The sequence below is a fragment of the Oceanococcus sp. HetDA_MAG_MS8 genome (genome assembly GCA_019192445.1).
In the GTDB taxonomy this organism is placed as follows: domain Bacteria; phylum Pseudomonadota; class Gammaproteobacteria; order Nevskiales; family Oceanococcaceae; genus MS8.
The window spans coordinates 57,871-73,109 of the sequence record JAHCMK010000010.1; the positions used below are offsets into that span (position 1 = coordinate 57,871).

Annotated in this window: 12 protein-coding genes; all 12 read right to left on the reverse strand. The window is 55.7% G+C overall.

Going from position 1 to position 15,239, the window contains the following annotated elements:
* Positions 1 to 931: 931 nt before the first annotated feature.
* Complete coding sequence (locus KI787_14385; GenBank protein ID MBV6631140.1) at positions 932 to 2,125, reverse strand: hypothetical protein; 1,194 nt, start codon at positions 2,123 to 2,125, stop codon at positions 932 to 934.
* Positions 2,126 to 2,198: 73 nt separating this feature from the next.
* Positions 2,199 to 3,245 carry a chemotaxis response regulator protein-glutamate methylesterase gene (locus KI787_14390; GenBank protein ID MBV6631141.1) on the reverse strand — a complete coding sequence of 349 codons (1,047 nt, stop codon included), beginning with the start codon at positions 3,243 to 3,245 and terminating at the stop codon, positions 2,199 to 2,201.
* 127 nt (positions 3,246 to 3,372) lie between these two features.
* The gene (locus KI787_14395) at positions 3,373 to 6,273 is read right to left on the reverse strand and encodes a PAS domain-containing protein (GenBank protein ID MBV6631142.1); all 2,901 of its coding nucleotides are present in this window, start codon (positions 6,271 to 6,273) and stop codon (positions 3,373 to 3,375) included.
* 238 nt (positions 6,274 to 6,511) lie between these two features.
* Entirely contained in the window at positions 6,512 to 7,132 is a 621-nt protein-coding gene (locus tag KI787_14400; GenBank protein MBV6631143.1) for a chemoreceptor glutamine deamidase CheD, read from the reverse strand.
* Positions 7,129 to 8,028, reverse strand: a complete 900-nt coding sequence (locus KI787_14405; GenBank protein MBV6631144.1) for a chemotaxis protein CheR — start codon at positions 8,026 to 8,028, stop codon at positions 7,129 to 7,131. Before KI787_14405 ends, KI787_14400 begins: the two co-directional genes overlap by 4 nt.
* A complete protein-coding gene (locus tag KI787_14410; protein MBV6631145.1) occupies positions 8,013 to 10,997 on the reverse strand; it encodes a PAS domain-containing protein in 2,985 nt (994 codons plus the stop codon). The genes KI787_14405 and KI787_14410 overlap by 16 nt, the downstream gene beginning before the upstream one ends.
* A gap of 27 nt (positions 10,998 to 11,024) precedes the next feature.
* Entirely contained in the window at positions 11,025 to 11,588 is a 564-nt protein-coding gene (locus KI787_14415) for a chemotaxis protein CheW (GenBank protein ID MBV6631146.1), read from the reverse strand.
* 23 nt (positions 11,589 to 11,611) lie between these two features.
* Complete coding sequence (locus KI787_14420; GenBank protein MBV6631147.1) at positions 11,612 to 13,600, reverse strand: chemotaxis protein CheA; 1,989 nt, start codon at positions 13,598 to 13,600, stop codon at positions 11,612 to 11,614.
* 15 nt (positions 13,601 to 13,615) lie between these two features.
* A complete protein-coding gene (locus KI787_14425; GenBank protein MBV6631148.1) occupies positions 13,616 to 13,978 on the reverse strand; it encodes a response regulator in 363 nt (120 codons plus the stop codon).
* Positions 13,979 to 13,984: 6 nt separating this feature from the next.
* A complete protein-coding gene (locus KI787_14430) occupies positions 13,985 to 14,290 on the reverse strand; it encodes an STAS domain-containing protein (protein MBV6631149.1) in 306 nt (101 codons plus the stop codon).
* Positions 14,291 to 14,318: 28 nt separating this feature from the next.
* Entirely contained in the window at positions 14,319 to 14,717 is a 399-nt protein-coding gene (locus tag KI787_14435; protein ID MBV6631150.1) for a hypothetical protein, read from the reverse strand.
* Complete coding sequence (locus tag KI787_14440) at positions 14,714 to 15,160, reverse strand: chemotaxis protein CheW (protein ID MBV6631151.1); 447 nt, start codon at positions 15,158 to 15,160, stop codon at positions 14,714 to 14,716. The genes KI787_14435 and KI787_14440 overlap by 4 nt, the downstream gene beginning before the upstream one ends.
* Between the last annotated feature and the right edge of the window lie 79 nt (positions 15,161 to 15,239).

Sequence of the window (15,239 nt, forward strand, 5' to 3'; positions counted from 1 at the left end):
ATTGAACTCACCCTTGTATTCATCCGTAATGGGCTCTGGAATGTTCCCGCTGGAGATTTTGTCCACGTAATCTGCGGCCACTCGCAGCGGCCGCACCATGGCATCCACAACGGTGTTGACCTCCGCACCCACCTTGGCAACAAAGCCATCGCTGTTGTCGATCACACAGCGCGCGTCAAGATCACCATCCCCCACAGCAACAGCCAGATCCGCCAGTGTGCGCAGAGCCTTAGCCTCGTGGGTGACGTCCATCCATTCAACGACAAAGCCCAGACGATGACCACCGTCATCTTCCACAGGGTTCACGATCAATCTAAAAACGCGATCGCCCAGGGTTAGCTGAACCACATGTGTGCCTTCCATGTCTCTGAGCACCTTTGCCTGATGCGCAGGGTTCTTATGGAAGTTATCGATGCTACGCCCTTGGACGTTATCTGTAGAAAACTCGGGAAGGTCCTTTTTAATATCGGCTTCGCAAATACGCAGCATCTCCTCCATCGCAGGATTGAGGAACATGATCTCGCGATCGGCGTTAGCGAACATGACCTGCTGGTTCAGCGAATCGAGCATATGCTTCATGCCAGACATTTCCCGAACCTTTGCCTCAGCCTCACTGCAGGTCTGCTGCATCTCCTCTTGTTTTTGCTGAAGCCCGCTACTTAAGGACTCCAAAGCGGCAAACATCCCCGCGCCCGGGCCTTGCTTGTATCTGGGGTCCACAGACACAGTGTCGCCGTTCGCTAAGCTGGCGAGATACTGCTCGGCAGCTGCCATACGCTCTTTGACTTGATTCGGAACAAAATTAAACATGGGTTACTCCACGGTGTCCGAGGCTTCAGGGGCGAAGCAAAGGGGGGTACTTAAAGGAAGGATCATCATTGGCGCGCCAAGGTGCATAAGCACTGGGGGGATTGGCCGGCCGCTACAGTCATCAAAAAAGTTCTACGCCGCCGGTATTCAGGGTTTCCTGCTGGGCTGGCTTGTGCGGCGGCGCCTTCCAGGCATCCTGCCGCTCACGAAAACGGGCATCGGCAGTGTTCACCGCCTCGGCAGCGTTTGGTGGACGTGGGCGCATCAATGCCGTGGCTAAGGCCCCTTGCAGCTCCACCATTTCTGAGTGGATATCTTCGATGCGCTGCACATGACCTTCAGTGGCGCCTACAACCTGCGTGCTGATATCCCCAAACTGCAAGCTACGCACAGCCTCCTGGGTAGCCTGGCTAATTCTTTGTCCGCATGCGGACACGTTTTCGATACTTTGCTCTAGTGCACGCTGTAACTGTTCAGCCTGCCCTACTAAACCAGAAGCCTTGCTCTCGGCATCGTGGCAAGCATCCTGTCCACGAGTAGCCATCTCTTTGACGGTGCTACGCACCGTAGACATGGCCTCGCGCGATTCATGAATACGCTTACGAATCTGGTTATTAAAAGAGCCGGAGCGCTCGGATAGCGTCCGAACCTCTTCCGCAACGACCGCAAATCCGCGCCCAGCCTCACCAGCGCGGGCTGCCTCAATTGCGGCATTCAATGCCAGCAGGTTGGTTTGATCCGCGATGGACTCCACATCTTCAAGCAGGGCAAAAATCGCGTCCAAATGCTCAGCCATGGAATCGATATGCCCTACCGTGAGGGTGGAGTTCTGACTTTCCTCCGCAAGCACGCCCACCAAAGTTTTCATCATATCGCTGGCGCTATGCGCAAAAGCGGCAACGTCTACCGATTGCTGCGCACCACCTCCGCCAACAATGGAGCGTACGGCTTGCTCCTGGTCTGCGGACTGTTTTTGGATATCGTCGAAGCTGGCAGTGAGTGTATCAACGGCATCTGCAACCAAGGTGCGCAGGCGGCTTAGATCTGCACGTAGCCCACCCAGCTCACCAGAGGCCTGCTCACGCCACTGCGCTACTAACTTTTCGCAACGGGCTCGCTCGGATACATCTCTATCAGGAGTATCTAAGATCAGCGAGCCTTGCTGAAGACGAAAGAACAACCAGGCCCAGCTCGCGCCCACTGCCACCATTGCCCCCCAGCTTAGAGCTCCAGTCTGACCAGCCAGGCACACCCCAAACAAGGCGAGCGTACTGACAACAGCTGGCAAAAGCGCTTTAGTCGCGTTCACATTCATCAGCTTTTCCTTTTCGGGAAACGAACCGAGGTACTGGCATGTGCCCAAACCTCAGAGTTGTTATGAGATGTTTTCATCGGTTCTTACCCACCCAATCAACGATGGCTTGTGGAACGTCGTGCAGATTCAAGATGCGTTCCGCGGCGTCTAGTTTTGCCGCCGCACCCGGCATTCCCCAGACCACGCTGGATGCCTCGTCCTGAATCATGGTGTGGGCACCGGCCTGCTTCATCCGAAGCATGCCTCTCGCTCCATCCTCGCCCATGCCCGTCAGCAAGACGCCGCAAGCGTTTTTGCCGCAAGCGGTGACCACAGAATCAAACATCACGTCTACCGAAGGGCGATGACGGTTTACTGGCGGGGCCCCGGAGAGCCGACATAACCAGCGGGCCCCACTCTTCACAATTTCTAGGTGTTGGTCTCCCGGCGCGATATACACGTGGCCCGGCAGGATCTGCTGGTTGTCTTCGGCTTGCACTACAGACATAGCACTGGCTCGGTCCACGCGCTCGGCAAAGGGCCTGGAGAAACTAGCGGGAATATGCTGGGTCACCACCACTGCGGGGGCATCGGCCGGAAGTGCAGAAATGACTTCACGTAGGGCTTCCGTCCCGCCAGTTGAGGCCCCCATCGCCACCAATTTATAGGTGGTGCTGTAACCCAGCTGCGGTGCAGCTTGCTTGGAGGCCCCTTTTGCGATGCCCGGTTTGAGGGGTTGCAGCCTGGCTTTTGCAGCCACCCGAATTTTGGCTTCCAGCTCAGCGGCATGTTCACGCAGGCCTTCGGCCAAACCCAAGGCCGGCTTCGACACAAAATCGACAGCGCCCAGCTCCAATGCGCGTAGGGTTACATCTGCGCCCTTGACCGTGAGCGATGACACCATCACCACAGGCGTTGGGCGCAGGCGCATCAGATTTTCAAGAAAGACTAGACCGTCCATCCGCGGCATCTCGACGTCTAAAGTGACGACGTCCGGAGAATGCTGCTTGATCATGTCTCGCGCCACATAGGGGTCCTGGGCGGTGCCTACGACCTCGAAATCATCAACGCTGTTCAGAATGTCCTTCAGAACATGTCTGGCCAGAGCCGAGTCATCCACTACCAGAATCCGTACAGGCATTAGGTCACCTCATTCCAAACAATCGCGTTTGCAGACGCTGTTTCGGTGCAGCTTTGGTGCCACGGTGTCAAGCAATCGGCATCGCCAATTCCCGCACCCGGACATGTGTCATTACCCCAGCCGCGGGCTATTGCATGGGTCTGGCTGCGGGAGATGCCCGGTGTTGCTGTGGTGGCTGAACCTTGTTTGAAACGGAGCTGCTGTGGCTCACTTGGGCACCAGCGGCCGATGCAACCCCAGGCGGGTGCGCAGTGCGAACTCCATGTCCTGCTCCGGGCTGGGGCTCTAGCCGAAAGTTCTGCACCAGCCCCACCAAACCATGGGCTTCCTGGCGCATGGCTTGGGCGTTATTTGAGGACTCTTCCACCATCGCCGAGTTTTGCTGAGTCACCTGATCCAGCTCGGAAATGGTCTGATTCACCTGGGCGATTCCCTGACTCTGCTCCTGACTGGCCTGTGCAATCTGGGCAATGATGTCGGTGACCTGGTTCACACTGCTCACAATGTCGGTCATTGTTTTACCAGCATCGTCGACCAGCTCTGCACCCGTTTTCACTCGAGTGACACTGTCAGAAATCAGTGACGTGATTTCCTTGGCCGCCTCAGCACTGCGCTGAGCCAAAGACCGCACCTCAGAGGCAACCACAGCGAAGCCGCGACCCTGTTCACCAGCTCGGGCTGCTTCAACAGCCGCATTCAGAGCCAGGATATTGGTTTGGAAAGCGATCTCATCAATCACTGTGATGATGTCAGCAATTTTTTTACTGGCCTGACTAATCGAAGACATGGTCTCAACCACCTTCTGCACCACGGCCCCACCTTTGCCAGCAACATCCGAAGCACCAATGGCCAACTTGTTGGCGTTCTCCGCACTGCTGGCGTTTTGGTCCACTGTGCGCGTGAGCTGCTCAATGGAGGATGCCGTTTCTTCGAGATTAGCGGCTTGCTGCTCGGTTCGCCGCGACAGGTCATCGTTGCTTCCCGCAATTTCGTTGGAGGATTGGCTGATGGTCCCCGCTGCACGCTGAATCTGTTTCACCAGGTCGGTGAGGTTATCGATAGTAGTGTCGGCCTCGCTACGTAGGCGTGCAAACACGCCGGCGCCCTGAATATTGACGCGCGAGGAGAGATCTCCTTCGGCGAGATTGGCCATGAAACGCTGAATTTCCGAGAAGGCATTTTCATTCACGGCTAACAGCTGATTCAGGCCCTCAGCCAGGGCGGCCAGGAAGCCTTCCTTATTGGCTGTATTCAAGCGCTGTGAGTAGTCTCCATCCACAGCGGCTTGAACGATATTCTTCACCTCGTTCTCAACAGCCAACTCAGCCGTTTGGTCCTGCCATTCCACCACTGTTGCGAGTCGCTCACCAGCATCATCAATCACAGGACTGGCAATCAACCCAAAGGTGCGACCACCGAGGCGAATGGTGGTGTGATGCGGCTGCTCCAAGTGACGGAGCATGTTCATTTGATGGTCTGGGTTTTTGTGAAAGGCATCAATGCAGGTGCCAATCAAGCCCTCTACGCGAAAAGAGCTCAGCTCCTTGCCGATATCCGACTCAGCAGTACTAAGCATCTGCCGTACGGATGTGTTCAAGTACGTAATGCGACGGTCGTTGTCGGCAATCATCACGTTCGCAGTGACATTATCCAAGGCATTGCGAATACGCAGATTTTCAGCCGCAATCTCTCTCTCGCGCGCCTCCCGCGCGGCAATCTCCGCCTGCATTTTAAGCTCGGCGGTGCGATCCCCCCATTCGACAACCGTACCCAAGCGTGTACCCGTTTCATCAAGGACCGGGCTCGCAATCAGGGCGAAAGTGCGTCCACCCAACTGAATCTCGGTGTGATGGGGCTTCTCCAAAAACTCCAACATGCTGGATTGGTGTTTGGGGTTCTTGTGGAAGCTGTCTATACAGGTGCCAACCAGCCCATCTACTTTGAACCCCGGAAGGTCTTTGCGAATATCGGACTCAGCCTTGGCCAGCATGAGTCGCACCGCTTCATTCATGTAGGTGATGCGTCGCTCATTGTCCGCAATCATCACGTTGGCGGTGACGTTGTCTAAGGCACTACGAATGCGCTGGTTTTTCCCCGCAACCTCTAGCTCGCGCTCGCGCGTTTCACATAAGCCCTCGAGCAAATCGTTGAAACACTTTGCAAGGTCGACGGCCCCGCCTTCTTCAAGATCAACACTCACACGTTTATCAATATCGCGGCTGGTCGCAATCTCCTGGGCCTGAGCGATGGCATTCTTCATCGCTAATTCCTGCACTACCTGCGCAGTCACGTCGACTGCATATTTGACCACCTTGATGGGTTTTCCATCGGGATCAAAAATGGGGTTATAGGTCGCCTGAATCCAGATCTGACTCCCATCTTTGCGAATACGGCAATACCGGCCGGCATGGAATTGTCCACGTCCCAGCATGGCCCAGAACTCTCGATACTCTTTGGATTTAGCTGTGTTTTTGTCGACAAATAAGCGGTGATGCTGACCGACAATTTCATCCCGCGCATAGCCCACTGCCGCCAGGAAGTTGTCATTGGCGTCAAGAATGTTGCCTACCAAATCAAAGCTAATCACGGCTTGGCCGCGGTGAATAGCATCCACTTGGGCTTGATTGTCATGAACCCGCGACAGAGCCGGGGTGTTATCGACGGCGGTCATCAATAACTCATCGGAAGCCGCGTCGTCGTGTCCGGCTGAAGCCAGGGTGATGGTCCACCACCGCTGCTGTCGGGAGGCGTCAAAGACACGCAGCGCAAATGACTGGGGCTCGCCAGATTCGCGTAAAGCAGTCACGGATTCTTCGAGTTGGTGGTATTCCGCATCACCAACGTTCAGCAATTGCGCCAGGCTTTTGCCGGCAGCGCGCTTGGCGTCGATCCCTAAAGATTTTGCCAAGGCCGGGCTGATCTCGACAATGTCACACTTTGCGCTGAGAACAGCGCTCGGAACGACTTCCCCCCAGAGCTGCCAGGGGTTACTCGCTTGTGGTGGCGCGTCAGTGGTCTCAATACTCATGAGAGCACCTCCAACATACCCGGTGCCTGGAGGCAGCGAATCTCAGAGCCGAACAGCAGTTGACTAATCCGTGGGCAGTTGTGATGCACAGGTCTTCCTCCAACGCTTAAGGAGTTCATGAAAGGTCCACGCAGGCAAACCAAGGCTGCATCCCTGCATTCACATTGCATGCCGTGGGTGAGAGCTACTGGAGATTGGGGCAACCGAGCCATCTCAGTGGGCTCCTCCATGCACCGCTTCAGAAGAGCTCTATGTCTCCACCAGCTCGACTCATTCGGCTGGCCTGGGTGACATACTGCTCTTCCTCTCGGATACCGTTGTCTTCTGCGCCGCTGACATGGCGGACCAGCGCCTGTCCGGTTTTGGTGAAGAACAACACCCGCCGAGCTTTGTTGCCACGCAAATCCGATCCTTGCAGAGCAAAGCCCTCCGCCTTTAAGTACGCCTCAATGAACTTGGCGTTGTCGGACCCGACATCCATGTGCGACATAGATTTGAGGACGCGGGCAGCACCGAATACCTTGGCAACAAGACGCTGTCGCTGCGCCCCTCGCTTGAGCAGCTCGTTGACGAGTAATTCCATGGCGTGCACGCCGTAACGGCCACCCCAATCACCCGAATCCCGCCCGGGCAATAAGAAATGGTTCATGCCCCCAATCTGAGCCACCGGGTCATATAAGCAAGCCGCAACGCAGGAGCCAAGCACAGTGCTCAGCACCAAGTCCTGATTACTTGCGCAATATTCACCGGGTAACAACCGAAGCAAATCCTTTTGAAACTCCCGATCAAAGGATAAGCTGGGCCTACTGCCAACCAATGATGACCCCGCGCGGTTAAACGCCGGTGGCTCTGCGGTCACCTCGACCCCAGAGGGATATAAACGGTCTGCCCCAAGGAGCGAAACAAATCCTGAGCGTGGAATAGGTTTTCCGAATGCCCCACGATGAGGAGCCCCTCGGGTTTAAGGAGGCGGTGCATGCGTTCAACAATGTGGCGCTGTCCGGCCCGATCAAAGTAGATCATCACATTGCGTAGAAAGACGACGTCCAAGCCGGGCTGGATCTTATAGTCATCCTCGAGAAGATTTTTTTGCTTGAACTGGATAAGAGATTGCAGCTCGGGCCTGACGCGAACCTTACCTAGGTTTTCGCCCTGGCCACGGAAAAAAAACTTTCGCCGTTCAGGGGTCTCTAGGGCTTCAATACGCTCTTCAGCGTAGACGCCTTGCGCGGCAGTTTTGAGTACCTGCGTATCGATGTCGGTTGCCAAAATATCCACAGGGGGATGCATGTTTCTGAAAGCCTTGCAAGCCGTCATTGCAATGCTATATGGCTCTTCTCCGGTGGATGCCGCCGCGCACCAGACACGCACACGTGAGCTGTTTTTCTGTTCCTGTAGGTACTTCGCCAAGACCACGAAATGATGTGGCTCGCGATAAAACGCCGTGAGATTTGTGGTCAAGGCATTACAAAAATCCTGAAACTCTGCAGCGGGAGAGTCCTTGACATAATTCAGGTAGTCTTTGTAGTTCGCAAGGTTTAAAGCCTTGAGGCGACGCGCCAAACGGCGCGTCACCATTTCTCGTTTCTGTGGCCCCAGAACAATGCCGCAGTGATCGTAGATCATTTTTTGGACGCGGCGGAAGTCCGCATCCTGCAGCACCGCTGCAGGAGCCGCCTCCCAACTGGGCTTGTAGTCTGGGTCCGATGCGAGTTTGATGCGTCCTTCAGCGGCTTGGCTTAGAACTCCGTCCATGTGGTGTCCTCAGAAGTAGCACCGTTTTGCGTGGCGCTGGTGGAGGGCACATGTTCCTTAGCCGCGGAGTCAGACTCCTTAGACCGAACATGCTGGGCTGGTTTGACCCGAGAAGGCCCCTCCGCCTTCTTATTCTGAGAGCGCTGCGTTTGAGCCTGCGCATTCGCTGGCCGGGTGTTGCTGGGAATATCGACCCGATTCTGGTCCAGCTTGAAGACTTGAACCATTCCCACAAGCGCTTCTGCTTGCTGTTCCATGGACTTCGCAGACGCCGCTGATTCTTCAACCAAGGCTGCATTTTGCTGAGTGACATCATCCATCTGGGTGATGGCTTGATTCACCTGAGAAATGCCATTGCTTTGCTCCTGGCTGGCGGCAGTGATCTCCGCCATGATGTCCGTGACTTTTTGCACGCTGGACACGATTTCGCCCATGGTCTCCCCAGCATGGTCGACCAGACCTTTGCCGGTTTTCACCCGCTCCACACTATCCGTGATCAGGCGATTGATTTCCTTGGCTGCGTCTGCACTACGCTGAGCGAGTGAGCGAACCTCGGTTGCAACAACCGCGAAGCCTCTGCCCTGCTCTCCCGCACGAGCTGCCTCCACCGCGGCGTTTAGCGCCAGAATGTTGGTCTGGAAAGCGATGCTGTCAATCACTGAAATGATATCGGCAATCTTTCGGCTGGCCTCGCTGATGGACTCCATGTTGACCACCACTTTGCGGACAACATCCCCACCCTTGACGGCCACCTCCGATGCACCGGCAGCAAGTTGATTGGCTTGGCGAGCATTGTCCGCGTTCTGTTGTACGGTGGTCGTCAGCTCTTCCATGGACGCTGCAGTTTCTTCCAGGCTCGCGGCTTGCTCCTCGGTACGCTGCGAAAGATCGCTGTTCCCGATCGCAATTTCTCTGGAAGAGGTGTCAATAGAGTCGGCAGACTGACGAATTTGCGCGACGAGATTGGTCAGTTGGTCCAGTGTAGCGTTCGCCTCATCACGCAGTTGCGAGAACACGCCGGCCCCTTCGATATTGACCCGAGTGCGCAGGTCGCCCTTGGCAAGGTGCGAGAGCAGGCCCAGCAACTCGCCGAAGGCCTTCTCATTCGTATCCAGCAACTTATTCAACCCACTCGCCAGAGCGTGGAGGAATCCGGTCTTGTTCTCCGTCGTGAGACGCATGCTGAAATCGCCCATCACGGCGTTTTGGACAATCTCCTTGACCTCGTTCTCGATGGCCATTTCCGCTTTACGGTCTAGCCACTCTACAACCGTACCGCGGCGCTCCCCAGAGTCATTCAGGATGGGACTCACGGTTAAATTAAAGGCACGTCCGCCCACCACAATCTGAGCACGATGCGTGTCGATCATGTTCTCGATCATGCGCTGCTGATGCACAGGGTTCTTGTGGAAGATGTCGATGCACGAACCTAAAACCTTACGCACATCAAATTGCGGGAAGTCTTTACGCAGGTCTGCCTCTGCTCGCGTGAACATATCGAATAAAGAGCGGTTGATATAGGTAATGCGACGATCGTTGTCGGCAATCATCACATTGGTCGACACATTGTCTAGAGCGTTGCGAATACGCAGGTTCTCATCGGCGATTTCGCGTTCGCGCTCAGCACGCGCCTCAATTTCAGCCTCGAGCTTGAGCTCCGCCGTGCGGTCCCGCCACTCAACCACAGTGCCTAAACGTTCATCGTCGGCGTCTATCACTGGGCTGGCAATCAATGCAAAAGTCCGACCGCCCAGACGAATTTCTGTGTGATAGGCCTCTTGCAGGCGCGAAATCATCCGTGCCTGGTGATCGGGGTTTTTATGGAAGGAGTCGATGCATGTTCCCTCCAGCGAAGCCATATCGAAGCCTTTGAGCTCTTTTTGGATATCGCTTTCCGCCTCGCGCATCATCCGCCGAACCGCTGAGTTCATGTAAATGATGCGGCGATCATTGTCGGCAATCATGACGTTGGTGGTGACGTTATCTAGTGCCGCGCGAATGCGTAAGTTCGAGGCAGCCACTGATTGCTCGCGCTGATGATTCTGATGCAGTGTTTGCAGCAATCCATTGACGACACTCACCAGCTCGTTGACCGCAGTGCAGTCCTCATGCTCGCGTAACCGACGCGACAAATCCTCGCTGGCCGCAATCTCGGCTGCCTCGCTGACCACATGTTTGAGAGCCTGCGACTCGCGCACACGATCAGTGACAACGGTCGCGTACTTGACGACCTTATAAGGCCTTCCATCCAGGCCGTATATGGGGTTGTAAGTGGCCTCAATCCAAACCTCGCTACCATCTTTAGCGCGACGTTTGAACTCCCCCGCCTGGAACTGCCCTATCCTTAGCTGGGCCCAAAAATTCTCGTATTCCTTGCTGCTAGCCGTGTCAGAGCTGACGAACATGCGGTGATGGCGACCAATGAGCTCACTTTCGTCGTAGCCCATGGCTTCCAAGAAGTTCTCGTTAGCCGATAGGATCTTGCCATCCAAATCAAACTCAATTACCGCCTGGGATTTCGAGATTGCGGAGATTTGGCCCTCAAAATCCGCCGACATTTTCATCTGCGCGGTGATATCCGTCGCAAATTTGACGATTTTGAAAGGCTTTCCACTTTGATCGAGGATGGGGTTGTAGCTGGCCTCAATCCAAACCTCTTCACCATCTTTACGAATTCGTTTGTAACGACCCGCATCAAATTCCGCATTCTGTAGCTTGGCCCAGAACTGCTGATAGCCGTCCGACTTTGCGGTGTCGGCGTCCACAAACATGCGGTGATGAAGACCAACGACTTCCGAGCGTTGATAGCCCATCAAACGCAGGAAGTTGTCATTGGCTTCAGTGATCGTGCCATCCATGGCAAATTCCACCACCGCCTGTACTTTATGGATAGCTTGTATTTGGCCTTGCAGGTCAGCTTCGCGCTGAAGAGCCTCGGCACGGCGGTGACGGAAATCAAGTAAGAACATAATGCCCCCGGAGAATGTAGGGTGGTGTTAGTGCATGGTCTCGGCATCATCCGATGCCAAGTCATCCGCTAGAGCGAGCCCCTCACTGCCCATTAGCGCCTCTATATCCACCAAAATAAGTAACCGTTCATCAATGGACCCCAACCCGGTTACAAAGCGGGTGTCCAATGCACCTGCCGACATATCTGGCGGTGGGCGAATTTGGTCGTCGGCCAGCGATATCACATCGCTCACGCCATCAACGATTAAACCGATAATGCGCTCGCCAACGCTAAGCATGATCATGACGGTGAATTCGTTGTACTCGGCCTGATCCATTTTGAAGCGCAGCCGCATGTCTACGATGGGCACAATGGTGCCGCGTAGGTTGATGACACCCTTGATGTAATCTGGCGCCGCCGGCAGTCGGGTTACGGTGTCGTAACTTCGGATCTCCTGGACTTTCAGAATATCAACGCCGTACTCTTCATCTCCCAGCTTAAACGTCAGGAATTCGCGTCCATCAGCATTCGCATCCTTGGCCCCGCCAGCAATGCCATTTACAGGGTTTTCCGATGCGTCTTTGGCTACCGGAGCCGTTAGTTCAGACATGTTTCAAGCCTCCTGCACAGCGCTTAGGCTGCGGCTTTTCTGGTTTCGCTGGCCGCACGAATGAGACCAGATACATCAACAATTAAGGACACGCGTCCATCGCCAAGGATGGTCGCCCCAGCGACTCCATCGACAGCGCGGTAATGGGTTTCGAGGTTCTTCACAACCACTTGCTGCTGACCGACCAACTCGGAAATCACCAGCGCCAATTTGTCGCGATCATCCTCGACCAGAACCACCAAGTAGTTGTCCGACTCTTCTTCTTCGGTGTAACCAAAGAAGGGCCCGAGTCCCAGCACGGGGACATATTCATCGCGCACTTTAATCAGCGACTTCTGGCCACCAACGCTGCGAATTTCGTCCGCTTTGACCTGCAAAGACTCCATCACCGAAGCTAATGGGAGGACCAGAATCTCCTCGCCCACACGCACGGTCATACCGTCCAGAATGGCAAGCGTGAGGGGAAGACGAATGGTGACGCGACTACCTTTTCCGGGCGTGGAGTCAATATCCACAGCGCCGCCTAATGCACCGATGTTCTTTTTGACCACATCCATTCCGACGCCTCGGCCGGAAATGTCTGTGACCTTCTCCGCAGTGGATAGGCCTGGCATGAAGACCAAGTTCCAAACATCGGAGTCGGGCATGCTGTCTGGCACATCAATCCCGCTTTTGCGGGCTTTGGCAATGATCTTCTCGCGGGACATCCCACGACCGTCATCACTGACTTCAATAATGATGTTGCCGCCTTGGTGCCAAGCTGAGAGCCGGACCGTGGCCATCTCGTCTTTACCCGCCGCCGCCCGGTCATCGGGTGTCTCGATGCCATGGTCAATCGCGTTGCGCACAATGTGATTCAGCGGATCAACAATTTTCTCAATCACGCCTTTGTCGAGTTCTGCGCCTTCGCCCTCGGTCACCAAGCGAACCTTCTTGCCCATCTGATTGGCGGTATCGCGAACCAAGCGTGGGAAGCGACTAAACACGAAATCAACGGGCAACATGCGCGTCGACATCACCGCCTCTTGCAGGTGGCGAGTGTTGCGATCCAGTTGGCCTAGGCCTGTGAGTAAAGATTCGTGTTCGACGGGATCAAGCTTGGCCGCGCGCTGTTGCAACATGGCCTGGGTGATCACTAGCTCACCCACCAAATTAATCAGTGCATCCAGTTTCTCGACGGAGACCCGGATGGAACCGCCAGAGTCGCGTTTGGTGTCTTTGGCGACAGCGGCCTTCGCTGCGGCGGCCTTGGGAACACCTCCGGATTCGTCAACGGCTTCAGCCTTATCAGCCGCTGGAGTGCAATCCTCTATGGTCAGCTCGCAGGCATCTTCCACCCAAGCAAACACATCGCGAATATCGGCCTCGGACGACTCCGTTTTAAGCCAAATCGTCCAGCTTAGAGGACAGCTTTCAGGGTCATGTTCGATCAGCGGCTTGAGGCGAGCAAGATCGGCCTCCACCTTGGTGTCACCCAGAGCGGATAGGGCCCGCAGTATGCGCAGGGGGTCATTACCCTGCTGTGCCACATCTGGTTCTGGAGCGAAGTGAATTTTGAATTCTCGCTGCCCGGCCTGTGCCGGACTCGCGGCCGCCGGGGCGCTCACCTGTGCAGCAGGGGCTTCGTCCGACAAGATCGCTTTGAGGCTGTTTTCTACCTCAGGATCCGGAGCGGCGTCTTCACCGCGCTGCGACGCCTCAAGCATGGCCCTGGTGCAGTCCACCGAGCGCAGGAGCACCTCGATAATGTCGCTGCTCCACGGCCTTGTGAGGGCGCGCAGCTCCTCTAGCAGAGTCTCCATAAGGTGGGTGAAACCACCGACCTCCATGAAGCCAAAGGTGCCTGCACCACCCTTTATAGAGTGTGCAGCCCGGAAAATGGCGTTCACCGCTTCCGGGTCATCGGCCGCAGTTTCGGGCTGCAGTTCCAGCAGCTTGGTTTCCATGGCGTCCAAACCTTCAAAACTTTCGTCAAAGAAGGTTTGGTGAAATTGGCTCATGTCCATACTCATGCTGGACTCTCCCTTTTAACCGAGAACGCGCGATATGGTGCTAAGTAACTGGTCCGGGTTAAATGGCTTCACAATCCAACCCGTCGCTCCCGCGCTGCGGCCTTCGGTTTTCTTGTCGGAGCCCGCTTCAGTGGTCAACATCAAAATCGGTGTGAACTTGAAAGCGGGAAGCTCGCGAAGCTTCTTGACCAAAGAAATGCCATCCATGCGCGGCATGTTGACGTCTGCCAGCACCAAGTCGAATTGCCCCGTTTGAGCAATGTCGTAGGCCTGCTGGCCATCTTCGGCCTCGGTGATTTGGTGACCTGCAGCTTGAAGGGTGAAAGTCACCATTTGCCGCATTGATCGGGAATCGTCGACAGCGAGAATGTGCGCCATGGCCGGCTACTCCTGATGGGTGGATATTGATTCGGAAGACTGCAAGCGTTGGGCCACGCCAAAGTCTGTAGCGCCTTCCTGCAGGGCCTGGCTGGCGTTTTCTACAGACCAGGGGCGTCCGTGCGCGTCGAGTTGGGCCAGCAAAGACAGCAGTAGCGTGAGCCCAGTGCCATCAACCCGCTGAACAGCTGAGGCATCGATACTGAGCGGCGTGTCATCACTGTCCCATTCCGCCAGTTGGTCAGCCCATAGCTTGGCCGTGTCGGCGGCGGTCTGTATTTGGAGCTGCTCGGGCAATGGCATTTGCAACATGGGTTTTCCTTGTGCCTGGAACGAAAAATCAGTTACGAGCAGAAACCGCTGCGAGCAGCTCTTGCTCAGCCCTGTTGAGAGGTCGTGACGGGACACTGGCGACTTGCTGCGCCGAAACCTTGGCGCGTTGACCTGCTGCTGCGACGCTGCGTGCAGCTTGCGCCTGAAGCTCTAGCGAATAGGTCTTCATTTCTAGATTGGCGCTGACCGTTGTTAAGGACTCCAAGCCGTCACGTAAATGGCTTAGCGCTCCTTCGGTTGCCTCCGCATAGGCCATTTGCGCTTGATGCACCGCCTCGAGTTGTCGGAGCAGCTCTCGCTGATGAACGCGCAGCTTGGCCAGTTTCCTACCTAGAACCGCGCTGAGAAATAATCCACAAACAGCCAAGCCGCAGCCTGCAAAGGCGAGCACAATGGGGTCGATCATGAGGCGTTCTCCGGCAGTAAGGAGTCCAAAGCCAGCACCACGACAAAGCGGCCGTCTCGGTGGATCATTGCGCCAAGCCCTGCACTGCCAGCCGCCGAAGAATCTGTGATCTCATCCTCGCGCACCTGTGTGGAAACCACTTCACCCACGTCGTCGACCAGCAGCCCAATCAAGCGATTGCCGCGTTCTACAACCAATAAATGGGTGGCTGCATCATCACTGGCTGGAGGGAGTGATAACAGCTGTCGAAGATCGAGCACCGAGACAATTCGACCGCGTAAATTGGTCACCCCAATACAGGCTGGTCCAGCTCCTGGGACCGAGGTCAGGTCGGGGTTTTGTAAGACCTCACGGACTTGCAGCACATCCACACCGAAGCACTCATCCGCCAGGTTGAAGCTGACACAACGCGCGGGGATGTCCGGCAGTTCTTCCGGGTTCATGTGGTGACTCAGGCGATATTCCTGGCCATCAGATGCAGTCTTTGGACCACGACCCTTGGCAGCCACTAAGCTGGGCTAC